A 21,654-nucleotide genomic window follows, 5' to 3' on the forward strand; every position below is an offset into this window, starting at 1 on the left:
CCCTATCTATTCTTCATTAGTTCACGCTGAATACGTGCTAATTTTCCTTGTAAACTTCCATCGTAAATGCGATTTCCAATGCGCACTTTAATACCGCCTAGTAAATCCTCATCTACAATATTTTTTACGCGAATTGCATCTTTTCCAGTTCTTTTTGCAAATGCTTCTGCAATGTTCAGTTTCTCTTCTTCAGATAGAAGACGAGTAGAATAGACAGTTGCATCCGCTACGTTACGCTCTTCGTTTGCAAGAGTTACGTATTCATTTGCAATGGCAGGTAAAATTTCAATTCGTTTATTATCAACTAAAATATATAACGTATTTAAAATAGACTCAGAAACAGAAGAGAATACGTTAGAAAGAAACATTTTTTTCTGTTCCTTTGAAATATTTGGCTTTGTTAAAAAGCTATGTGGTTCTTCGTTTTTCATAAAAACGCTTTGTACAAGGCCTAATTCTTCTTCAAACGTTTCTAATACGTGTTTTTCTTTTGCAATTTGAAAAAGAGCGACAGCATAACGTTTTGCTACAATCTCATTGCTCATCGCGCTTCTCCTACTTCTTTAATATAATCGCGAATTAATTTCACTTGGTCTTCTTCTTTTAGTTCTTTTTCAATTACTTTGGAAGCAATTTGAACAGATAAAGAAGCGACTTGTTCTTGTAATGTAGCAATTGCTTGCTCTTTTTCGCGTTGAATTTCTTGTACAGCAGATGTTTTAATTGATTCTGCTTCTTCTTTTGCAGCAGTAATAATACCATCTTTTTGCTCTTCTGCTTGCTTTTTCGCTCTTTCGATTAACTCTTGTGCTTCAACACGTGACTGTTTTAACATTTCACGTTGTTCTTCTACTAACTTTTTCGCCTCTGCATGATTTTTTTCTGCAGCGTCGATTTCGCTAGCAACATGCTCTTCACGTTCCTTCATAATTCCCATTAAAGGACCCCAAGCAAATTTGCGTAGCATCACTAATAAAATTAGGAAAACGACCAACGTATAAGCGATCGTTCCAAACGGAATGGCAGCTCCTAATAATAAAGTTGGCACAAGGATTCACTCCCTTCAAGGTATCTAAATTAACTATATGAAAAAAAGACATACATTTCGTTCATAAAGCAATGGCGAAGAAAGTTCAAAAAACACTCTTCGCCATTTATGTAAGGGGAGTATCCCTTATCTGTTCATTACGATGAATGCAATAACTACACCAATGATTGGAAGTGCCTCAACTAATGCAACCCCGATGAACATAATTGTTTGAAGTGCGCCTTTTAATTCTGGTTGACGAGCAACACCTTCGATTGTACGTGATACGATAAGACCGTTACCAATACCTGCACCTAATGCTGATAAACCAATTGCAATTGCAGCTGCGATTACACCTAAACTCATTTAAAATGTCCTCCTTTTTATTAGAAAAAAATAAATTTTATACTTACTTAAGATATATTAATGGTCATGACTTACTTTATGAGCCATGTAAACCATCGTTAACATTGTGAAAATAAATGCTTGGATTGATCCAACGAATACACTGAATCCCATCCATGCTAACATTGGCACAACCGCGCCTAATGCTCCAAAAGCACCACTTGCACCTAATTGAGCAAGCAATGTTAATAAAATCTCACCAGCATAAATGTTACCGAATAGACGAAGGCCCAACGTTAACGTGTTAGCAAACTCCTCAATAACCTTTAAAGGAAATAAGAACTTCATAGGTTGGAAATAACCCTTTATATATTCCTTTGTACCCTTCATCTTAATTCCATAGTAATGGGTGAGGGTAACTACCATCACGGCTAATGTTAAAGTAACTGCTGGGTCAGACGTTGGCGATCTCCACCATGCAATATGTTCACCAGCCTCAGTTGTTGAAAACATGAATGGTAAACCGAGCATGTTTGATACGAAAATAAACATCATAAGTGTAACGCCGAGTGTTAAGAAGCGCCCACCTGTTTTCCAGTCCATCGTACTGCCAATAATGCCTTTCACAAAGTCTAACACCCACTCAAGGAAGTTTTGCATTCCTGTCGGACGAAGAGCTAAGCTTCGAGTTCCAATCACAGCGACTAAGAAAACAATAACTGCTGCTACAGTAACCATGATAACTGCGGACAAATCGAACGTTAAACCTAGAAAATCAACCAATTTACCGTGTTCCACTAGTAATTCACCTCTCTTCCCTGTTCTTATACTCTAAATAAAGAAAATCTATGATCATGACAAGATACCCTGTCAGCAATCCTACACCTAAGCTCCACATCGCAATGAAATGCTGATACTTTGCCGCAAATAAAATTAATAATCCAATCGTCGCAAACCTCGAATATGTACTTACAGCTGTAGCTTTAAATTTCACGCTTCCTCCATTGGTAACGCGATCTATAAGCTTGTCTGTTCTACGTGCAATGATGCGCAAACTAAGAAAACTGAAAATCGTTCCGATAATCAGCCCAAGAAACACATCCTTGTAAGAGGTAAATCCCCATCCTAGCACTAGAAGTGCAAGCAAGTAGTACATATATTTCTTTTGTCTTTGGACAAGCCCATGTACATCTATCATCATTGCTCTCCCGAATAGTAATGTCGAATGAGTCGAATCATTGCATAAATTCCTGTTCCTAACCCTAGTAGTAAGCCGATAACTAGAAACAATGGAAACGTTCCAACCTTACTGTCAAGCCATTGCCCACCAAAAATCCCAACAAGAATGGAACCGACTAGCTGAGCTAAAATCCCTGACATTAAAGCATATGCTTTTATAGGGCTGCGATCGTTTTTTTGCAAGGATTCATCCCTCCAATATGTAAGCCTCATTCAAGATGTGTTAATAATAACTCATTTTTTTGCATAAATCTTAAACAAAACCAAAAGTTTACTTTTTCGTCACGGAATAGATACAAAATTGTCACTGAAAGCCCTACCATCTATCCCCGTTGTTAGCATACAATAGGGTATTAGCACTGTCAACGAGAAATCGTAAAAAATCAAAAAATTTGAGTATTAGTTATTTCCTCCCAAAAATGAAAACGTTCCCCTTCTAAATACTGGTGGAATTTATGTGAAATCTAGTAGATTTCTCTCTATATATAGAAGAAAATGTTCACAAGTTTGTCACCATTCTATTTTTCAGATATAACGTTTTCTTTCTATAATATAGCCCCTTTTAGTTGTTAGACTTCTATATTATATGTTATCCATATGCAATTTATGTTGCATATACTTTGTATATTTATCCCCCTCCCCTACTCCCAATCTATAAAAAAAGACGAGCAGGGAATCCCTCTCGTCTGTTGTCTTACTTCGTTCCAAATAGGCGGTCTCCAGCATCACCTAAACCTGGAACAACATAACCGTGGTCATTTAATTTTTCATCTAACGCTGCTACATAAATATCAACATCAGGATGCTCTTCTTGTACAACTTTTACTCCTTCTGGTGCAGCTACGATACACATTAATTTAATATGTTTCGCACCGCGCTTTTTCAAAGAGTTAATCGCTTCAGCTGCAGAACCACCTGTTGCTAACATCGGATCTAGTACGATAAAGTCACGTTCTTCTACATCCGTTGGAAGTTTCACATAGTATTCTACCGGTTGCAATGTTTTTGGGTCACGGTATAAACCAATATGTCCCACTTTTGCTGCTGGAATTAATTTCAGAATTCCGTCTACCATTCCTAAACCTGCACGTAAAATTGGAATTAAACCTAGCTTCTTCCCAGCGATCACTTTTGTTTTTGCTTTGCTCACAGGTGTTTCAATTTCGATTTCTTCAAGTGGAAGATCACGTGTAATTTCAAAAGCCATTAAACTTGCTACTTCATCCACTAATTCACGAAACTCTTTTGTACCTGTATTTTTATCGCGAATATATGTAATCTTATGTTGAATTAACGGGTGATCAAATACATACAGTTTTCCCATGTGAATCTCTCCTTCAGATGATATTCATGCGTGTTTCCACGCCGTTTGCACTATTTACGATTGTAAAGAAAACGCTACTAATATTCAAGGGCAAATTTGGAAAAATATTAATTTCATAATGAATCCATCTAATATATTTACCAATTATGGAAATTATATCCTTCATTATATTCCCAAAATTTATTCATGTTTTGTATACATACTTTCAGGGGTAGTTGTGTCTCATCTTTTTTCATGAAGTTCTTTCTCTATATTCAAGCAATATGCAATCTAAAGCAAAGAAAACCACTGCAACATGATGTTACAGTGGTTTTTTTCATCTATTATAAATCAGTGTACATTGGAAACTTACTTGTTAATGCAGCTACACGTTTACGAGCTTCGTCTAATACAGCTTCGTCTTCGTGATTTTTTAATGTATATGCAATAATTGACGCGATTTCATCCATTTCTTCTAAGCCGAAGCCACGAGATGTTACAGCGGCTGTACCGATACGTACACCACTTGTTACAAACGGACTTGCTGTTTCAAATGGAATTGTATTTTTGTTTACTGTAATACCTACTTCATCTAATACATGTTCTGCCACTTTTCCTGTAATATTTAAGTTGCGAACATCGATTAAAATCAGGTGGTTATCCGTTCCACCAGAAACAAGTGTAAGTCCTTCTTTTTGAAGTCCTTCTGCTAAACGCTGTGCATTATGAATAATATTTTGCGCATATGTTTTAAAGTCATCTTGAAGTGCTTCCCCAAATGCAACAGCTTTTGCAGCGATGACATGCATAAGTGGACCGCCTTGAATACCAGGGAAGATTGATTTATCAATTTGCTTCGCAAATTTCTCTTCACATAAAATCATACCACCGCGTGGACCGCGTAATGTTTTATGTGTTGTTGTCGTAACGAAATGTGCATGTGGCACTGGATTTGGGTGTAAGTCCGCTGCAACTAAACCTGCAATATGAGCCATATCTACCATTAAATATGCCCCTACTTCATCGGCAATTTCACGAAATCTTTTGAAATCGATCACACGAGGATACGCACTTGCACCTGCGACGATAAGTTTCGGTTGATGTTCTTTTGCTTTCGCTAACACATCGTCGTAGTTAATACGATGAGTTTCAGCATCCACACCATATTCTACGAAATTATATTGTACTCCACTAAAGTTAACGGGACTTCCGTGTGTCAAATGACCGCCATGAGATAAATTCATACCAAGAACTGTATCTCCATGCTCTAAAATCGTGAAGTATACAGCCATGTTCGCTTGTGCACCAGAATGCGGTTGAACATTTACATGTTCAGCACCAAAGATCTCTTTCACACGATCGCGTGCAATATCCTCTACTACGTCTACATGCTCACAACCACCATAGTAACGTTTACCAGGATACCCTTCCGCATACTTATTTGTTAAAACAGAACCTTGTGCTTCCATTACAGCTTCACTTACGAAGTTTTCCGAAGCAATTAACTCAATTTTTGAACGCTGTCTTCCTAATTCCGCTTCAATTGCAGCAAATACCTTTTCATCTTGACGTTTTAAATGATCCACCAAAATCCCCCTTTTCTGAACGAATTACATCAATTCCTAATGGTTTTTTCCTATTTATTCAGAAAAAACGAAAATTCAAGTTGTAATTCTTTTAAACCTTCATATTTTCAACTACATTCTAACATGACTTTCTATATCATAAAAGAAAAAAAAGACCAAGTTCGGTCTTTTCTTTCCCTATATATTAACGGCAAATCATTGTTTCTTCTGTCGCTTTATATACAGCACGCGCTCCCCCAATTAGTTTCGCGCGCGTTTTAGCCATCGTTACATGCGCATTTCCAACCTCTTTTATGCTTGTGCGAACAGGAACCGCCACATGTTTTAAATGCATACCAATGAATGTATCACCAATATCGATACCTGCGTCTGCTTTTATAAATTCTACCACTACAGGATCTTTAAAATTATGATACGCATATGTCGCCAATGCACCACCTGCTGATCTAACAGGCGTAACGGTCACAATTTCAAAACCATGTTTCAAAGCTACTTCTTTTTCTACCACTAAAGCACGATTTAAATGCTCACAACATTGAAACACTAATGCGACACCTGTCTGTTTTTGAAATTGTATTAGTTCAGAAAAAATCGCTTCGGCTACTTCCATCGTCCCTGAAGTTCCAATTCTTTCTCCGAGCACTTCACTTGTACTACAGCCTACTACAAAAATTTGACCACATTGTAAAGAAGCTTGTTCTTGAAAATCAGAAAGCAATGTTTGTAGCTGCTCTTTTACTTTTACTATTTCCATCATTACGCCTCTTCCTTTCACAGGTTGGTTCAACAAATTATATTATCTTTTGATAGAAGTTAGAATGTATATTATTTTTCTTCGTATGTTTTAATTTTTCCTACACGATTTTCGTGGCGTCCACCTTCATAATCAGTTGTTAGCCAAATTTTTGCGATATCACGTGCTAAGCCAGCGCCAATAACACGCTCACCCATCGCTAACATGTTGCTATCATTATGCTCTCTAGTTGCTCTTGCGCTAAATGTATCATGAACTAATGCGCAACGAATGCCGTGAACTTTATTTGCCGCAATTGACATACCAATACCTGTACCACAAATTAAAATACCACGATCTACTTCACCTTTTGCAACCATTTCTGCTGCTGGAAATGCAAAATCAGGGTAATCAACAGATCCTGCCTCACACTCACATCCTAAATCAATATACTCAATGTTTAACTCTTCTAATAGATTTACAATTTCTGTGCGGATATTGATACCGCCGTGATCAGATGCTACTACTACTTTCATTTTTACCCCTCCAGATTTTTACTGCAACGTTTATGAATCATTCCATTCATAAATGGCTACCTCATTTCAAACTTGTCTATTACAAACAAGTTGATCTCCAATATCGTATTATACACGAAACATTAAGACTCTGAATGTTTTTCCAGCAAACTTTGTACAAGTTTTTCCATCTCTACTAGTGTTGTTTCATAAATAGAGAGCGATCCACCAAATGGATCTGAAATATCTTTATTTATACCTTCTGTAAATTCATATAATGTATGCAGTTTCTCTTTTACTTTCGGATAGTATCCTAACAAAAGCTGTTTATGGTTTTCTGTCATAGTCAAAATGATATCAGCCCAATCAATTAATGTTTCTGTCACTTGCTTAGAAGCATGATTGATTGAAATTCCTTTCTTAGCTAATGCCTCCTTAGCATGCAGAGATGCATCGCTTCCAGGACTTGCAAAAACACCAGCAGATTGCACTTCAAAATTCCCTCTTCCATAATGACGAAGCAATGCCTCTGCCATTGGACTACGACATGTATTTCCAGTACAAACAAACAATACTCGCTTCATCCACAATCACTCCTTCTGCCAAATATCCTATACTTATCATAACGTACATGACACTGGAACAAAAGAATTGTGAATATAACAGAAGGCGCATTTCTCGTTTACTTTTCTAAGAGAAATGCGCCTTATCCACATATATGTGAAACCCTAGTTTCAAGTGCCTTAAATATAATACCATATTTATTTAAAACATCATAGAAATGTAAACTGCCACTTAACAGTACGACATTTCCTTTACTTTCTTACTATATAAAAAAATGCATGAAAATAAGGAATCCATTTCATACGAAATAGACTCCTTATTAAAAATGATTATTTCATTGTAACTTTCATTACTTCTGTTACACCTTTTGTAGCTGATACACCTACAGTTGTTTTAATAGATTCAGCTGCGTCTGTATTTGTAATGACAACTGGTGTAATTGTACTTTTTGCTTTTTCACGAATGAATTCTAAATCGAAGGAAATTAATTTATCGCCTTTCTTTACAGCTTGTCCTTCAGATACGTGAGCTTCGAAACCTTCGCCTTCCATTTTTACAGTTTCTAAGCCAACATGAATTAAAATTTCTGTACCATTCTTTGCCTTAATACCAACAGCATGTTTCGTATGGAATAATTGAACGATTTCACCATCTACAGGAGATACAACAACACCTTCAGTTGGAACGATTGCAATACCATCCCCCATCATGCGACCAGAGAATACTGGATCTGGTACTTCTTCAATATTTTTCACTTCTCCAGTTAACGGAGCTACGATTGTTTCTTCATTTGTTTTTGAACCAAAACCGAATAATTTTTTAAACATAGGATAGTCCTCCTTAAAAGTTGCTTGCAAATATATAGGGCAATCCCTAGTAAATATGGAAATACTCGTAAAACTTCTTACTTAAATACTATACCGTAAAAACGCTTTCGAAATAAAGTGCATGATTACGAATAGAAGTTCATTGTATCGCTTCAAAAAAATCCAGTCAATTCAAATTATTGGCATAACAACAAACTTCTTATCTATATTGTCTCTTTTTTTCACAAACTTGTCTAGAGGTCCTCACAACATATTTATTTTTTATTTATGATTTGTAAAATTTTCTTCACATTTTTTCAAAATCTCACTTGACTAAAGTAAGTAACTCATTTATTATTACTTACGTAAGATAAGTTAATAACTTTTAGGAGGTTTTATAAATGATGAACATTGGTCTACTTATTATTCGTCTTATTATCGGAATTTCATTTATGGGGCATGCTGCTCAAAAATTATTCGGCTGGTTTGGTGGCTACGGCCTAAAAGGAACAGGCGGCTGGATGGAATCTATCGGCCTACGTCCTGGTGTATTTATGGCATTTATGGCAGGTGCAACTGAACTATTAGGTGGTTTCTTATTCGCAGCAGGTATCTTCACTTGGGTTGGTGCACTATTTATTGTTGGTACAATGTTAGTTGCAATTATTACAGTTCATGGCAAAAATGGTTTCTGGGCAACAGAAAATGGATTCGAATATAACTTAATCTTAATTGCTGTTGCAGTAGGTGTCGCCTTAATCGGCCCTGGCGCTTACACTTTACTTTAAGACATGAAGAAGAGCCTATCTCCTTTTGGAGATAGGCTCTTCTTTTTACAATCATATATTAGCGATTCTTCAGATTTATCGGTGGTTCAGCATCATTTATCGGCGCAACTTCTGTTTTATCGGTGGTTCAGCATCATTTATCGGCGGTTCGACACAAGATATCGACCAGTCGACAAATTTCGTCACCTCGCCACTAGGCCACCTCACCGATCCTCTCCACAAAAATTGAAAAAAAGAAGGAGTTTTCTAGTCGTATCTTGTAAACAAACAAGGAAGCATTTCTAAAAAGAAGGGAGATTACGAATATGATTTCCATTAACCCAAATGAACAAACAGAACGAGAGAATTATAAATTATTAACAGGAAGCATTATCCCGCGCCCTGTCGCATTCGTCACTTCTTTGACACAAGATGGTGTTTTAAACGGGGCTCCTTACAGCTATTTTAATATCGTTGCTGCCAATCCTCCGCTCATCTCTGTTTCTGTACAAAGAAAAGAAGGGCAGCGAAAAGATACGTCGCGAAATGCAATTGAAAAAGGGGAATTTGTTGTACATATTTCCGATGAATCTTATGTGGAAGCTATTAATGAAACTGCCGCAAACCTTCCTCCCCATCAAAGCGAAATTGAACAAGCGAAATTAACTCCTATTGATAGTGATGTTATTTCTGTACCAGGTGTAAAAGAAGCAAATATTCGAATGGAGTGCGTATTAGAGCGCGCGATTCCTCTTGGCGGAACAGAGGAGTCTCCAGCGTGCGATCTACTCATTGGGCGTGTCGTTCGTTTTCATGTTGCTGAACACTTATATGAAAAAGGGCGCATCCATGCTGAAGGATTAAAACCAGTAAGCCGACTTGCTGGTCATAACTATGCGAAACTAGGCGAACAATTTGAATTAGTGCGCCCCATTTAAAAGAAAAACCCCCGCATATCTCGCGGGGGTTTTAAAAATAACTCAAATTTGCTCTTTATTTTCCTCAGGAAGAACATTGTTCACTTTCTTTGGTTTCCCAAGCTTTATGACAAAGAAATATAAAGATAGCAATGTAAGCAAAAATACAATTAAAAATGGATACGGTGAATAGAACGCACGAGCTGTTTCTGTTTTACCTACAATGAATTTGAAAGAATCAATATCTAGAAATTCGGCAAACATTTGTACTCCGAGCATGCTAAACCAAAAGACAAAAAAACTAATCACGATTCCAAAAATTTGTTTTACTCTTGTCATTTGTATCATCCTTTCTATATATGGAAAGTATCTTATTATGAAGAGTATGAATAGAAATGAGATTTCTTATAGAAAGGTATTTACCCATCAAATAATAGAAACTGTTAAACGTAATCTTTCTCATTTTCTTACATAATAACAAGATTATAGCGGAAAAAGAAGATACATTCCAAATCCAACTAGAATGAGCCCTCCCAAAACTTCCCCATATGTACCAAGCATATGCTTTGCATGTCTTCCTAATAATAAGCCAGCCCACGCTAAAATCATGCTGATGAAGCCAAAAAGCAATATCGTCAAAATCATCTGTGCCCCATAAATCCCGAGGCTTAATCCGACTGAAAAGCTATCAATACTTACACTAAATGCGAATATAAGCAAACTAATCCCAGTGGGAGTCGCCCTTGTATCTTCATTTTCTAAAAGTGAAGAGTAAACAATATAAAAACCTAATCCAATTAACAAACTAGCCCCAGCGAGTGTAGCAATTTGGCCAAATTTTTCTGATAACAGTCGTCCAAGAACCATCCCTAAAAAGGGCATCAGAATATGAAATATACCGATTGTTACCCCAATATAAACAATTTGTCGCACCTTAAGCGTGACCATCCCCATGCCGAGGCTTACAGAAAATGCATCCATTCCTAAGGCAAAAGCCATAATGATTAAAGGTATGAATTGTTCAATCATCGTTCTCGTCCCTCCTCGGACTTGCTACTTCACCATATGCTCATCCGAGGAAAAATAGAATCTATGTATCAATTCATGCCTTAACATGTAGGTATGAAACAAAGAGCCTGCTTTTATGTTTGTATCCATATGAAAAAGGCGAGTAATGCACTCGCCTATTCTTCAACAATAATATGGTGCCCTGCCGCTTTTGTTAAACGATTCATAATGGCATTTCCAATTCCTTCATTTGGAAACGATTCACTAAAAATGCAATCTACTTTGCTTGCATCAAACGTTCTAAGCACATCATATAATTTTGTTGCAACACTTGCTAAATCTCTTCTTAATCCACAAGATAATACAACATCCGCCTGATATACATGCTGATATTCTTCTGTTGTTAATACACCAACCGTATATCCCTCTCGTTTCTTTTTATCCACAAGTTGTTGAATAAAATCGCGCGATCCTTCCACAATACTAAGTGGTGCCTTCGGAGCATAATGCGTATATTTCATCCCTGGCGCTTTCGGTTTTTCCTTTTCATCTTTCAGCGCTGGATCGAAAGAAACCGGGCCAATTACTTCTTCTAACTGCTCTTTCGTAATCCCGCCTGGACGTAAAATGGTTGGCACCTTACTCGTGCAGTCAATGACTGTCGATTCAACTCCAACACCAGTTGCTCCACCATCAACAATCCCAGCAATTTTTCCGTTCAAATCTTCATACACGTGAGAAGCTAACGTCGGACTTGGGCGTCCAGAACGATTGGCACTTGGTGCTGCAACTGGAACGTTTGCTGCTTCAATGAGTGCCAGTGCTACTTCATGGTCAGGCATCCTAACACCAACTGTATCTAACCCTGCTGTAACCTTCTCTGAAATACCGTCCTTTTTCGGTAAAATAATTGTCAGTGGTCCTGGCCAAAAGTGCTTCATTAACATTTCGGCAACAGGTGGAACCTCCCTAACAATATCAGTTAATTGCAACTTCGAGCCAATATGAACAATAAGAGGATTATCGCTAGGTCTGCCCTTTGCTTCAAATATTTTTGCAATGGCTTCATCATTCATTGCGTTTGCTCCAAGTCCATATACTGTTTCTGTCGGAAACGCAACTGCCTCATTTTCTCGTAATAATTTTGCTGCTTCTTGTAATTGTGGATAATCTTTTTTTATTTCCACAAAATTATCCACAATCCACATATTTGTATGCATTTTTTTCCACGTCCTTTTCTCCCATGAAATACATATGTATTTTTAGTTTACTATGACAGTTATCCAAAAGACAAACCATGTTTATCCACAAATTGTGGATAAAATCAATTAATCAGTGGATAACTTTGTTAATAGCTGACAATTTAGTATTATTACATTCTGCTGTTTTACATTTTCACAAAAGTGTTCTAGCTGTTGAATCTCTACAGGAACATCTTCTTTTTCCACAGGTCTAAAATAAAAAAACTGAAAGATTGTTATAGATTGTGGATGATTTGTGAGTAAATATAGTTGTTCGATATTTTTTTCTTTCATATACTGCAAAAACATTTCAAAAAAATATAAGAAAGTCTTATTATCCACAGCTGGTGTGAATAAACATGAGCGAACGAGCGCCTTTTGCCCTTCCCGTTCATATCCAATAACAGCTTGTATCGTTCCTTTATCTTCTAAAATCATAAATTGTTCGTACAACTCATTTATTTTATCATTTTTTTTATTAGCTTGTCCGAAAAAAGAATGCAATCTTTCAATATCGTTTTTCGTTGCAAAAGAAATCTTTTTCATCATAAATCCCTCCTCATTTATATATATGAAGAGGGATTTATAAATAGTACTTATTTAGAAAATAAAGAGGAAAAAGCTTCAACAATAAATAATTTCACTTCAGGTTCTTCTTCAGACTCTACTACTTCCACCTTTTGACCTTGTTTTTTATCCGCAGGCTCCTTTGTTTTTTCCACAATTTCCACCGTTTCTAATTTGTCGCTTTTTTCTTGATCCTTTGTTTCTTTCGGATTATCTTGTGCTTTTTTCATCACTTCCTGTTTTACTACTTCTTGTACTCGCTCTTGTTTTTTAACATCTTTCTCTTGCTGATTATTCCCTTTTTGCTGCGCTTTATCTTTGTGTTCCTCTTTTGTAGGCTCTTCTTCCTTTTCAAGCTGCGGTGTTACTTCTTCTTCTTGATCCAGCGATTCAGCCTTTACAACTTTCTCCTCTTTCTCTACAGCTGTACCGCTCGAAAAATCCATAAAGCACATTGGCGGGAATAATACGCACCACCAGTTTGCCCCCTCTCCCTTTCCAATCGTAATTAATACCGCTTCATATTCTCCTGCTGGATAAATAAAATTACCATAAACCTTTGTAGGAAATTTTATATTCTTTCCAAATGTAACTTGAAATGATTCCTTACTTCCTTCTTCTTTTAACGTATGAGCAACTGTTTTTTCGATTTCTAGGATATGACTTTGAATGACTTGACGCGCTTCCTCAAATGTTTTTAAATCCGCTACCCAACCATCAATTTGCGCTTTCACTTCATCGCGTACTTTCCGCTTTAACGCTTGATCTTTATCTGAATCACTATTCGCTAAAATTCGAAGGCGAACTGCTTCTTTCGGAATCACCGCCGGCCCTTTCGCATCGGCTTTCATATATTCAAACTGCACAAGTAACTGTGCACCAATTAATAGTAAAAGAAAATAAGCAATCACTTGTTTTTTCATTTCCTCCACCGTCCCTTCTAGAAACAGTGTGGACAGACTTTCATCTTTCTAAACTATTAAATTCAAAATCTATATAAATTTTTTATACAAAAATGGAGCAAGGCTTATGCCTTACTCCATTTCCGCAAAGACCATACGATCTTTACCATTAATATCAAAAACCACTTCTACATGAGCGTGTGGGAACGTCTTTTCTAATAACCCTTTTACATCTTCCCCTTGCCCCACACCGACTTCAAAAGCAACAATTGCTTTTTTCTGTAATACACGAGGCAACTCTTCCATAAAACGGCGATAAAAATCAAGACCATCCGCTCCACCAACAAGCGCTCGCTTCGGCTCATGTTCTTTCACAACAGAAGATAATCCTTTCCAATCTTCTTCCGGTATATACGGAGGATTCGAAACAACAACGTCTAATTTTTGCCCTGTTTCATAAAATGGTGATAATAAATCTCCGTGATAAAATGTCACATTTGCTCCTAGTGATGTTGCATTTTGTTTGGCAACTTCAATAGATTCTTGCGCAATATCTACCGTATATACATGAAGATTTTGATTCTCTAATGCAAGTGTAATGGAAATAGCTCCACTTCCTGTTCCAATGTCCGCTACATGAAGCTCTTGATTACCAAAATTACGTTGAATTCTCTCCAGCACACCAACGATAAGCTCTTCTGTTTCTGGGCGCGGTATTAACACTTCCTCATTTACAAAAAAAGATCGACCATAAAACATCTCATATCCCATTAAATATTGTACAGGAATTCCATCAATATGTTTATGAATCAACTCTTTAAAACGCTTTTCCTGTTCATTACATATTTCCTCACGCATATTCATCATTAAACCCGTGCGATTTGTGTTTAATACATGACAAAGGACGATTTCTCCCGCATTTTCATCCCGCCCATTCTCTTGTAAAAAAGAAGAAGCCCATTTCAGGGCTTCATAGACACGCATTACTCAGCGGCCTCCATCTTCTTCGCCTGATCTTCCATTACTAGCGCGTTGATGAAATCATCTAACTTACCTTGTAAAATTTGATCTAGCTTTTGAATCGTTAAACCAATTCGATGGTCTGTAACACGGTTTTGCGGGAAGTTATACGTACGAATACGCTCAGAACGATCCCCCGTACCAACAGCTTGTTTACGATTTTGATCATACTCAGCTTGCGCTTCTTGTCTAAATTTATCATAAATACGCGCACGTAATACTTTCATTGCTTTTTCTTTGTTCTTAATTTGTGACTTCTCATCCTGACAAGATACAACTACACCAGTTGGTAAATGAGTTAAGCGTACCGCTGACATTGTTGTATTAACACTTTGTCCACCAGGACCACTAGAAGCAAATGTATCCACACGAATATCTTTTTCATGAATATCGATTTCTACTTCTTCCGCTTCTGGTAATACAGCTACTGTTGCTGTAGATGTATGAATACGTCCACCAGATTCTGTTTCTGGAACACGTTGTACACGATGCGCGCCGTTTTCGAATTTCAACTTCGCATATGCGCCTTTACCGTTAATCATAAAGATAATCTCTTTATATCCACCTAATTCTGTATAACTTGCTTCGATAATATCTGTTTTCCATCCTTGTACCTCAGCATAACGGCTATACATACGATATAAATCGCCAGCAAATAAAGCTGCCTCATCACCACCAGCTGCACCGCGAATTTCAACAATAACGTTCTTATCATCATTCGGATCTTTTGGTACAAGTAAAATTTTCAAACGCTCTGATAATTCCTTCTCCTGTACCTCTAAATCTGAAACTTCTTCCTTTACCATTTCACGCATCTCAGCATCTAATTTATCTTCTAACATCGCTTTTGCATCTTGCAATTGCTCACGAACATCTTTATACTCACGATACACTTCTACCGTTTCTTGAATATCAGATTGTTCCTTTGAATACTCACGAAGCTTATTAGAATCATTAATAACCGCTGGGTCACTTAATAACTCATTTAACTTCTCATAACGATCCTCTACAGCTTGCAAACGATCTAACACATCATTCACCTCAACATCCTAGTATCTAATATCAATAGTATATGGCACAAAATAAAAAAAACGCAAATTATATTTAAAAGCGCAGGCGGCTCGCTCAGAATGGGAGGAGGATGGAGCTTCTAACAAAGAGGCGATTTTTGCCTCGTCGGAAGAAGCGAAGCCACCGACCATTCTTGCCGCCGGAGCTAGATATCTCCTAAAAGCGCAGGCGGCTCGCTTAGAACAGGAGGACGTTGGAACCCCTGACATAGAGGCGCTCTTTGCCTCGGCGGAAGGGGTGAAACGACCAACTGGTCTTGCTACCAACTTTCGAAAAAAAACCCGCCTTATGTAGCGAGTTTCATTTATCTTTGCTTTGTAGGCACTGCATGACAATGACGGCAACGCGGCTCATACGATTCTGAAGCGCCGACTAAAATAATTGGATCATCAAACGCAGCTGGTTCACCATTAATTAAGCGTTGTGTACGACTAGCTGGAGAACCACATACGGAACAAACCGCCTGTAATTTTGTTACATGTTCAGCAATCGCCATTAGCTGAGGAACTTGTCCAAATGGTAGACCACGGAAATCCTGGTCTAAACCGGCCACAATGACGCGATAGCCTCGATTTGCCAACATTTGCACCACTTCCACAATGTCCTCATCAAAAAATTGCACCTCGTCGATTGCAATAACGTTCATATCTTCTGTCACATATTTAAATACATCTTTTGAAGCTGATACAGGAACTGCTTTCACCTTCATGCCATTATGTGAAACAACATCTTCTTCACTATAACGATTATCAATACAAGGTTTAAAAACAATCGCATTCTGCTTCGCAAATTGCGTACGACGTACACGGCGGATGAGCTCTTCTGATTTTCCAGAAAACATACTTCCGCAAATCACTTCAATCCAACCGTTTTGATTTATTAAGTACATTGAGTTCTCCTTTCAGCTACTTTTCCTATATAAAGTAGGGTAAAGGTTATATTTTCGCAAAAAAAACAGACAAGCGAATAGATACACTTGCCTGTTTTATGTTTTTATTACTTAAGACCGTATTTCTTATTGAAGCGGTCAACACGTCCGTCTGCAGTAGCAAACTTCTGACGTCCAGTGTAGAATGGGTGAGAATCAGAACTGATCTCAACTTTAATTAATGGATAAGTGTTTCCATCTTCCCACTCGATTGTTTCGCTAGAACCTTTAGTAGATCCGCTTAAGAATTTGAAGCCTGTGTTTGTATCCATAAATACAACTTTCTTGTAATCTGGATGGATTCCTGCTTTCATTCTTTTCATCTCCTTCCGCCCTGAATCATTTTCGAAACAGAGTTTTTCATCTCTAGCTGCATTCACAACTATATTGATGAAGCACATATGATGAAATTATAACAAGGCTCACACCATTTTGCAACTACCTGTTTTTAGCATTATAAAAAATAAAAGCGCAGGCGGCTCGCTCAGAACAGGAGGACGTTGGAACCCCTGACATAGAGGCGCTCTTTGCCTCGCAGGAAGGGGTGAAACGACCGACTGGTCTTGTCGCCGGAGCTAGATATCTCCTAAAAGCGCAGGCGGCTCGCTCAGAATGGAAGGGCACTTGGAGCTCTCGACCGAGAAGCTGTTACCTATTCAAAACACATAAAAAACTCGCTTACTATAATATAAGCGAGTCCCAACCTTTTATCCCTTTACTTCGTTGTTACATATCTTTTGGAGTCTGCAACAATATTTTGTAAAAATTCCTCATTTGTTTTCGTTTGACGAAGTTTACGCAAGAAACTTTCAACGAAGTCTGGTGTATCACGCATTGTTTTGCGAATACCCCATAGCTTGTCTAAATGTTCTTTTGGAATTAATAAATCTTCTTTACGTGTACCAGAGCGGCGAATATCAATCGCTGGGAAAATACGACGCTCAGCTAACGAACGATCTAAATGAAGTTCCATATTTCCTGTTCCTTTAAACTCCTCATAAATCACATCATCCATACGAGAACCTGTATCTACAAGCGCTGTTGCTAAAATCGTTAAACTACCGCCCTCTTCGATATTACGGGCAGCCCCGAAAAATCGTTTCGGTCTATGGAATGCAGCTGGATCAATACCACCTGATAATGTACGTCCACTTGGCGGAATAACAAGATTGTAAGCACGCGCTAAACGGGTAATACTATCCATTAAAATAACAACGTCTTTTTTATGCTCTACAAGACGCATTGCACGTTCTAATACAAGTTCGGCAACTTTAATATGATTCTCAGGTACCTCATCGAATGTAGAACTTACAACATCACCTTTAACAGATCGTTCAATATCCGTCACTTCCTCCGGACGCTCATCAATTAAAAGCACAATTAATTCTGCATCTGGATGATTCGTTGTGATACTGTGAGCAATTTCCTTTAACAAGATTGTTTTACCAGCTTTTGGAGGCGCAACAATTAAACCACGTTGTCCAAACCCAACTGGTGCAATTAAATCCATGATGCGCGTAGATAGTTTCTTTGGTTCCGTCTCCAATTTCATTTGACGATTTGGATATAACGGTGTTAATGCAGGGAAATGTACACGTTCTTTTGCAGATTCTGGATCATCACCGTTTACTGCTTCAACCTGTAGTAATCCAAAGTAGCGTTCATTTTCTTTTGGTGGTCGCACTTTACCAGAAACTTTATCCCCGTTGCGCAAATCAAAACGACGAATTTGCGAAGCCGAAATATAAATATCTTCTGAGCTTGGAGAGTAGTTGATCGGGCGTAAGAATCCAAATCCCTCGGATTGAATAATCTCTAGTACACCTTCCATGAAAAAGAAGCCTTCTTTTTCTGCACGAGCTTTTAATATAGCAAAAATTAACTCTTTCTTTGTTAATTTACTGTAATACGAAATTTTATATTCTTTCGCATGCTCGTATAATTCTTTTAATTTCATGTTTTCTAATGCCGCAATTGACAAATTCATTCAGACACCACACTTTAATATTATTCTCTTTTTATATGGGTAAAGGGAAAATACGGAAGGCAAATACATAAAAATGAAAGGCAAATAAGTTCAAGTAAGATAATATTCACTATTGTAACCCTTTTGCCTAGTTTTAATCAATACGTTGTCACACAAATACAACAAGCGAAGACAAAAAATTTTGTCTCCGCTTGTGAAATGTAACTTCCAATTCCTCTATTTAACTCATTTCCGAAGAATATTGAGTTACTTCTTCCATTATGAACGAGCTGCTTACACCTTTTATACAATCTAGCTTCAGCAGCTAGAATCTCCAGTCATTTCGCTCCTTCCTTCGAGGCATAGAACGCCTCTTCGTCAGGGGCTCCAATGTCCTGTGATTCTGAACGAGCTGCTTACGCTTTTTGTTTGATCTAGCTTCAGCAGCTAGAATGGGCGGTGGCTTCGCTTCTTCCTACGAGGCAAAGAGCGCCTCTCCGTCTGAAGCTCCATCCCCCTTCCATTCTGAGCAAGCTGCTTACGCTTTTTACTTGATAACTAGGTTTGGTTTTTTGCTTAGGCTGTGGCGTCCGTCAACGAAGCGAACTGTTCCAGATTTTGCACGCATAACGAGAGATTGTGTTGTGCCGACGCTACCTTTGAATTGAACTCCGCGCAATAATTCTCCGTCTGTTACACCTGTCGCTGCAAAGATTGCATCATCACCTTTAACCAAATCTTCCATGCGAAGAATGCGGTTTATATCTTCAATACCCATTTTTTTGCAACGAGCTAATTCCGTTTCATTTTGCGGAAGTAATTTCCCTTGAATCTCGCCGCCCAGACATTTTAACGCAACTGCCGCAAGTACTCCCTCAGGCGCACCGCCAGAACCGAATAAAATATCTACACCTGTACGATCAAATGCAGTATTAATCGCTCCAGCAACATCACCATCATTAATCAATTTAATACGAGCACCTGCTTTACGAATTTCTTCAATAATCTCTTGATGACGTGGTCTGTTAAGCACTGTTGCTACCACATCTTCAATATCTTTATTTTTTGCCTTCGCTACGGCACGTAAATTATCAATAATAGGAGCATTAATATCAACTGCACCAACCGCTTCAGGTCCAACTGCAATTTTATCCATGTACATGTCAGGGGCATGTAACAGGTTACCGTGGTCTGCTATCGCAATAACAGCAAGAGCATTCCATCCTCCAGCCGCTACAATGTTTGTCCCTTCTAATGGGTCAACTGCAACATCAACACGAGGACCGTATCCTGTTCCTAATTTTTCTCCAATGTACAGCATTGGTGCTTCATCCATTTCACCTTCACCAATTACAACTGTACCTTTCATTGGAATTGTATCAAATACATCACGCATTGCAGATGTTGCTGCACCATCTGCCTCATCTTTCTTCCCACGTCCCATCCAACGTGCTGATGATAATGCCGCAGCCTCTGTTACACGCACTAACTCCATAGATAAACTTCTTTCCACAATAATTCCTCTCCTTTGATTCTTAATAGTTATGCCGTATTTTGCAAATTCTTTTTTCTATAAAGTACTGTTTCTGTTAATCGTAACCCTTCGTTCTTCATTAACAAAAGTACTACATATTCACTTTTTCGTCATATAATGACAATACATGTTATGCATTCTTCATTTCTTCAATTTCTTGCTGCGTCATTTGTTCTCGCCAAATATTCGCACCAAGTCCCTTAAGCTTGTCTACTATATTTTCATAACCCCGGTCTATATGTTCAAGTCCTGTTACTTCTGTAATTCCATCTGCCATTAAGCCGGCAATAATAAGTGCTGCTCCTGCACGTAAGTCGCTTGCTTTCACTTTTGCACCTTGCAGTGATACAGGTCCTGTCACAATCGCAGAACGACCTTCTACCTTAATTTTTGCATTCATTCGGCGCAGCTCATCAATATGTTTAAAGCGAGCCCCATAAATTGTATCTGTTACAACACCTGTACCATATGCTTTCGTTAAAAGCGTTGTAAAAGGTTGTTGCAAATCTGTTGGAAATCCTGGATATACTAATGTCTTTATATCCACTGTTTTTAATTTACAATCACCATTTACTTTAATTTGATCATCCTTCGTTTCAACTTGTACACCAGCTTCTCTCAGCTTTGCCGTAACAGATTCTAAATGCTGGGGAATCACATTATCAACCGTTACTTCGCCACCAGAAGCAGCGCCTAAAATCATATATGTCCCAGCTTCAATGCGATCAGGAATAATCGTATGGTGACATCCATGCAAGGACTCTACACCATCGATACGAATGACATCTGTACCAGCACCTTTAATTCGAGCTCCCATACTTGTCAATAAAGTAGCTACATCAATGATTTCCGGTTCTTTTGCTGCATTTTCAATTATCGTTCTACCTTTTGCCCTTACAGCCGCTAGCATAATATTAATGGTTGCTCCGACACTTACTACATCTAAATAAATTCGCGCCCCGCACAGTTCATCCGCTCTTAAATAGATTGCACCTTGTTCATTTGTTACGTGTGCACCTAACGCTTCAAACCCTTTAATGTGCTGATCAATTGGTCTTGGACCTAAGTGACATCCACCAGGAAGCCCAATTACAGCTTTTTTGAAACGGCCAAGCATAGCGCCCATCAAATAGTATGAAGCACGCAATTTTTTTACTTTTCCATTCGGCAAAGGCATGGCAACCATTTTGGAAGGATCAACTATCATCTCTTCCTCTTGCCCATACGTTACAGTTCCTCCAATTTCCTCTAATAAGTCCCCTAACATTTTTACATCTGAGATATTAGGCACACCACCAATGGTTACTGGAGTATCAGCCAAAATTGTCGCTGGAATTAGAGCGACAGCACTGTTCTTTGCACCGCTCACGCGAATTGATCCATTTAAAGGCCTTCCACCTTCAATCAGCAACTTTTCCATGTTGAGCTCCCTTCCTGTGAATGTATTTACTTTCCTTAAGAATCCCACTTGGTCAACAAACTATGTAAAACATTTTATTTTAGTCTGAACTTAACAAGCAGTAAGACCTCACCTAAAAATTGTTATATCTTTCGTGAATAGATGAAGACTCACTGCCTGTCAAGATTGATCGTTCATCATCTTACATACGTTATT

Annotated in this window: 27 protein-coding genes; 2 read left to right on the top strand and 25 right to left on the bottom strand. The window is 38.1% G+C overall.

Going from position 1 to position 21,654, the window contains the following annotated elements:
* Positions 1-2: 2 nt before the first annotated feature.
* The 13 genes from MR063_RS10690 to MR063_RS10750 all read right to left on the bottom strand — a co-directional run bounded on the left by MR063_RS10690 (position 3) and on the right by MR063_RS10750 (position 8,139).
* Entirely contained in the window at positions 3-545 is a 543-nt protein-coding gene (locus MR063_RS10690) for a F0F1 ATP synthase subunit delta (protein ID WP_242197484.1), read from the bottom strand.
* Positions 542-1,048 (bottom strand): F0F1 ATP synthase subunit B, encoded by a 507-nt coding sequence (atpF, locus tag MR063_RS10695; protein ID WP_242144805.1) that lies wholly within the window; start codon positions 1,046-1,048, stop codon positions 542-544. Before atpF ends, MR063_RS10690 begins: the two co-directional genes overlap by 4 nt.
* Positions 1,049-1,174: 126 nt before the next feature.
* Complete coding sequence (gene atpE, locus MR063_RS10700; RefSeq protein WP_012096277.1) at positions 1,175-1,393, bottom strand: F0F1 ATP synthase subunit C; 219 nt, start codon at positions 1,391-1,393, stop codon at positions 1,175-1,177.
* A gap of 57 nt (positions 1,394-1,450) precedes the next feature.
* On the bottom strand, positions 1,451-2,170 hold the full coding sequence (atpB, locus tag MR063_RS10705) for a F0F1 ATP synthase subunit A (RefSeq protein WP_242144804.1): 720 nt from the start codon (positions 2,168-2,170) through the stop codon (positions 1,451-1,453).
* 7 nt (positions 2,171-2,177) lie between these two features.
* Positions 2,178-2,570 (bottom strand): ATP synthase subunit I, encoded by a 393-nt coding sequence (locus MR063_RS10710; protein ID WP_087099467.1) that lies wholly within the window; start codon positions 2,568-2,570, stop codon positions 2,178-2,180.
* Positions 2,570-2,794, bottom strand: coding sequence for an AtpZ/AtpI family protein (locus MR063_RS10715; RefSeq protein WP_140388452.1), 225 nt, complete (start codon positions 2,792-2,794; stop codon positions 2,570-2,572). The genes MR063_RS10710 and MR063_RS10715 overlap by 1 nt, the downstream gene beginning before the upstream one ends.
* Positions 2,795-2,820: 26 nt before the next feature.
* Positions 2,821-2,934, bottom strand: a complete 114-nt coding sequence (locus MR063_RS10720; RefSeq protein ID WP_242197487.1) for a DUF4024 domain-containing protein — start codon at positions 2,932-2,934, stop codon at positions 2,821-2,823.
* Between the two features lie 371 nt (positions 2,935-3,305).
* Positions 3,306-3,935 (bottom strand): uracil phosphoribosyltransferase, encoded by a 630-nt coding sequence (upp, locus tag MR063_RS10725; protein WP_012096281.1) that lies wholly within the window; start codon positions 3,933-3,935, stop codon positions 3,306-3,308.
* A 323-nt stretch (positions 3,936-4,258) separates the two neighbouring features.
* Complete coding sequence (glyA, locus tag MR063_RS10730; RefSeq protein ID WP_242197490.1) at positions 4,259-5,500, bottom strand: serine hydroxymethyltransferase; 1,242 nt, start codon at positions 5,498-5,500, stop codon at positions 4,259-4,261.
* A 184-nt stretch (positions 5,501-5,684) separates the two neighbouring features.
* Positions 5,685-6,257 (bottom strand): TIGR01440 family protein, encoded by a 573-nt coding sequence (locus MR063_RS10735; RefSeq protein ID WP_242197493.1) that lies wholly within the window; start codon positions 6,255-6,257, stop codon positions 5,685-5,687.
* A gap of 68 nt (positions 6,258-6,325) precedes the next feature.
* Positions 6,326-6,769, bottom strand: coding sequence for a ribose 5-phosphate isomerase B (gene rpiB, locus MR063_RS10740; protein WP_242144799.1), 444 nt, complete (start codon positions 6,767-6,769; stop codon positions 6,326-6,328).
* 122 nt (positions 6,770-6,891) lie between these two features.
* Positions 6,892-7,332, bottom strand: a complete 441-nt coding sequence (locus tag MR063_RS10745; protein WP_242197495.1) for a low molecular weight protein arginine phosphatase — start codon at positions 7,330-7,332, stop codon at positions 6,892-6,894.
* Between the two features lie 309 nt (positions 7,333-7,641).
* On the bottom strand, positions 7,642-8,139 hold the full coding sequence (locus MR063_RS10750) for a PTS sugar transporter subunit IIA (protein ID WP_242197500.1): 498 nt from the start codon (positions 8,137-8,139) through the stop codon (positions 7,642-7,644).
* A gap of 380 nt (positions 8,140-8,519) precedes the next feature.
* Here MR063_RS10750 and MR063_RS10755 point away from each other — a divergent pair, with 380 nt between their 5' ends.
* Together MR063_RS10755 and MR063_RS10760 are read left to right on the top strand one after the other, a co-directional pair.
* On the top strand, positions 8,520-8,906 hold the full coding sequence (locus tag MR063_RS10755; RefSeq protein ID WP_242144796.1) for a DoxX family protein: 387 nt from the start codon (positions 8,520-8,522) through the stop codon (positions 8,904-8,906).
* Positions 8,907-9,211: 305 nt separating this feature from the next.
* A complete protein-coding gene (locus MR063_RS10760; RefSeq protein ID WP_242197503.1) occupies positions 9,212-9,823 on the top strand; it encodes a flavin reductase family protein in 612 nt (203 codons plus the stop codon).
* 42 nt (positions 9,824-9,865) lie between these two features.
* On the opposite strand, the gene MR063_RS10765 is transcribed toward MR063_RS10760, so the two are convergent.
* From MR063_RS10765 to murA, 12 genes are all read right to left on the bottom strand, one after another.
* Complete coding sequence (locus MR063_RS10765) at positions 9,866-10,141, bottom strand: DUF3935 domain-containing protein (RefSeq protein ID WP_242144794.1); 276 nt, start codon at positions 10,139-10,141, stop codon at positions 9,866-9,868.
* A 144-nt stretch (positions 10,142-10,285) separates the two neighbouring features.
* Positions 10,286-10,831 carry a manganese efflux pump MntP gene (locus tag MR063_RS10770; protein ID WP_242197506.1) on the bottom strand — a complete coding sequence of 182 codons (546 nt, stop codon included), beginning with the start codon at positions 10,829-10,831 and terminating at the stop codon, positions 10,286-10,288.
* A gap of 155 nt (positions 10,832-10,986) precedes the next feature.
* Entirely contained in the window at positions 10,987-12,030 is a 1,044-nt protein-coding gene (locus tag MR063_RS10775; RefSeq protein ID WP_242197509.1) for an L-threonylcarbamoyladenylate synthase, read from the bottom strand.
* Positions 12,031-12,138: 108 nt separating this feature from the next.
* Entirely contained in the window at positions 12,139-12,597 is a 459-nt protein-coding gene (locus tag MR063_RS10780) for a GNAT family N-acetyltransferase (RefSeq protein WP_242197512.1), read from the bottom strand.
* Between the two features lie 50 nt (positions 12,598-12,647).
* Entirely contained in the window at positions 12,648-13,550 is a 903-nt protein-coding gene (gene spoIIR, locus MR063_RS10785; RefSeq protein WP_242197515.1) for a stage II sporulation protein R, read from the bottom strand.
* A 102-nt stretch (positions 13,551-13,652) separates the two neighbouring features.
* Positions 13,653-14,504: a peptide chain release factor N(5)-glutamine methyltransferase gene (gene prmC, locus MR063_RS10790; RefSeq protein ID WP_242197519.1), complete on the bottom strand. Its 852-nt coding sequence runs from the start codon at positions 14,502-14,504 to the stop codon at positions 13,653-13,655.
* On the bottom strand, positions 14,504-15,571 hold the full coding sequence (gene prfA / locus MR063_RS10795; RefSeq protein ID WP_242144958.1) for a peptide chain release factor 1: 1,068 nt from the start codon (positions 15,569-15,571) through the stop codon (positions 14,504-14,506). The genes prmC and prfA overlap by 1 nt, the downstream gene beginning before the upstream one ends.
* Positions 15,572-15,915: 344 nt before the next feature.
* Positions 15,916-16,500 (bottom strand): thymidine kinase, encoded by a 585-nt coding sequence (locus MR063_RS10800; RefSeq protein WP_242144788.1) that lies wholly within the window; start codon positions 16,498-16,500, stop codon positions 15,916-15,918.
* Between the two features lie 107 nt (positions 16,501-16,607).
* A complete protein-coding gene (locus MR063_RS10805; RefSeq protein ID WP_012096298.1) occupies positions 16,608-16,853 on the bottom strand; it encodes a type B 50S ribosomal protein L31 in 246 nt (81 codons plus the stop codon).
* Between the two features lie 401 nt (positions 16,854-17,254).
* Entirely contained in the window at positions 17,255-18,526 is a 1,272-nt protein-coding gene (gene rho, locus MR063_RS10810; protein WP_087099490.1) for a transcription termination factor Rho, read from the bottom strand.
* A 526-nt stretch (positions 18,527-19,052) separates the two neighbouring features.
* Positions 19,053-20,018, bottom strand: coding sequence for a class II fructose-bisphosphatase (gene glpX, locus MR063_RS10815; RefSeq protein ID WP_242197522.1), 966 nt, complete (start codon positions 20,016-20,018; stop codon positions 19,053-19,055).
* Between the two features lie 151 nt (positions 20,019-20,169).
* A complete protein-coding gene (murA, locus tag MR063_RS10820) occupies positions 20,170-21,459 on the bottom strand; it encodes a UDP-N-acetylglucosamine 1-carboxyvinyltransferase (RefSeq protein WP_242197525.1) in 1,290 nt (429 codons plus the stop codon).
* Positions 21,460-21,654 lie beyond the last annotated feature (195 nt).

Source organism: Bacillus cereus group sp. BfR-BA-01492 (assembly GCF_022662815.1).
Classification (GTDB): Bacteria; Bacillota; Bacilli; order Bacillales; family Bacillaceae_G; genus Bacillus_A; species Bacillus_A cereus_BD.

Excerpts from the sequence above, each read along its gene's own strand:
- MR063_RS10690 (WP_242197484.1), bottom strand. The coding sequence starts at position 545 with ATGAGCAATGAGATTGTAGCAAAACGTTATGCTGTCGCTCTTTTTCAA.
- atpE (WP_012096277.1), bottom strand. The coding sequence starts at position 1,393 with ATGAGTTTAGGTGTAATCGCAGCTGCAATTGCAATTGGTTTATCAGCA.
- MR063_RS10710 (WP_087099467.1), bottom strand. The coding sequence starts at position 2,570 with ATGATAGATGTACATGGGCTTGTCCAAAGACAAAAGAAATATATGTAC.
- MR063_RS10720 (WP_242197487.1), bottom strand. The coding sequence starts at position 2,934 with ATGGTAGGGCTTTCAGTGACAATTTTGTATCTATTCCGTGACGAAAAA.
- upp (WP_012096281.1), bottom strand. The coding sequence starts at position 3,935 with ATGGGAAAACTGTATGTATTTGATCACCCGTTAATTCAACATAAGATT.
- MR063_RS10735 (WP_242197493.1), bottom strand. The coding sequence starts at position 6,257 with ATGATGGAAATAGTAAAAGTAAAAGAGCAGCTACAAACATTGCTTTCT.
- rpiB (WP_242144799.1), bottom strand. The coding sequence starts at position 6,769 with ATGAAAGTAGTAGTAGCATCTGATCACGGCGGTATCAATATCCGCACA.
- MR063_RS10745 (WP_242197495.1), bottom strand. The coding sequence starts at position 7,332 with ATGAAGCGAGTATTGTTTGTTTGTACTGGAAATACATGTCGTAGTCCA.
- MR063_RS10750 (WP_242197500.1), bottom strand. The coding sequence starts at position 8,139 with ATGTTTAAAAAATTATTCGGTTTTGGTTCAAAAACAAATGAAGAAACA.
- MR063_RS10755 (WP_242144796.1), top strand. The coding sequence starts at position 8,520 with ATGATGAACATTGGTCTACTTATTATTCGTCTTATTATCGGAATTTCA.
- MR063_RS10760 (WP_242197503.1), top strand. The coding sequence starts at position 9,212 with ATGATTTCCATTAACCCAAATGAACAAACAGAACGAGAGAATTATAAA.
- MR063_RS10765 (WP_242144794.1), bottom strand. The coding sequence starts at position 10,141 with ATGACAAGAGTAAAACAAATTTTTGGAATCGTGATTAGTTTTTTTGTC.
- MR063_RS10770 (WP_242197506.1), bottom strand. The coding sequence starts at position 10,831 with ATGATTGAACAATTCATACCTTTAATCATTATGGCTTTTGCCTTAGGA.
- MR063_RS10775 (WP_242197509.1), bottom strand. The coding sequence starts at position 12,030 with ATGCATACAAATATGTGGATTGTGGATAATTTTGTGGAAATAAAAAAA.
- MR063_RS10780 (WP_242197512.1), bottom strand. The coding sequence starts at position 12,597 with ATGAAAAAGATTTCTTTTGCAACGAAAAACGATATTGAAAGATTGCAT.
- prmC (WP_242197519.1), bottom strand. The coding sequence starts at position 14,504 with ATGCGTGTCTATGAAGCCCTGAAATGGGCTTCTTCTTTTTTACAAGAG.
- MR063_RS10800 (WP_242144788.1), bottom strand. The coding sequence starts at position 16,500 with ATGTACTTAATAAATCAAAACGGTTGGATTGAAGTGATTTGCGGAAGT.
- MR063_RS10805 (WP_012096298.1), bottom strand. The coding sequence starts at position 16,853 with ATGAAAGCAGGAATCCATCCAGATTACAAGAAAGTTGTATTTATGGAT.
- rho (WP_087099490.1), bottom strand. The coding sequence starts at position 18,526 with ATGAATTTGTCAATTGCGGCATTAGAAAACATGAAATTAAAAGAATTA.
- murA (WP_242197525.1), bottom strand. The coding sequence starts at position 21,459 with ATGGAAAAGTTGCTGATTGAAGGTGGAAGGCCTTTAAATGGATCAATT.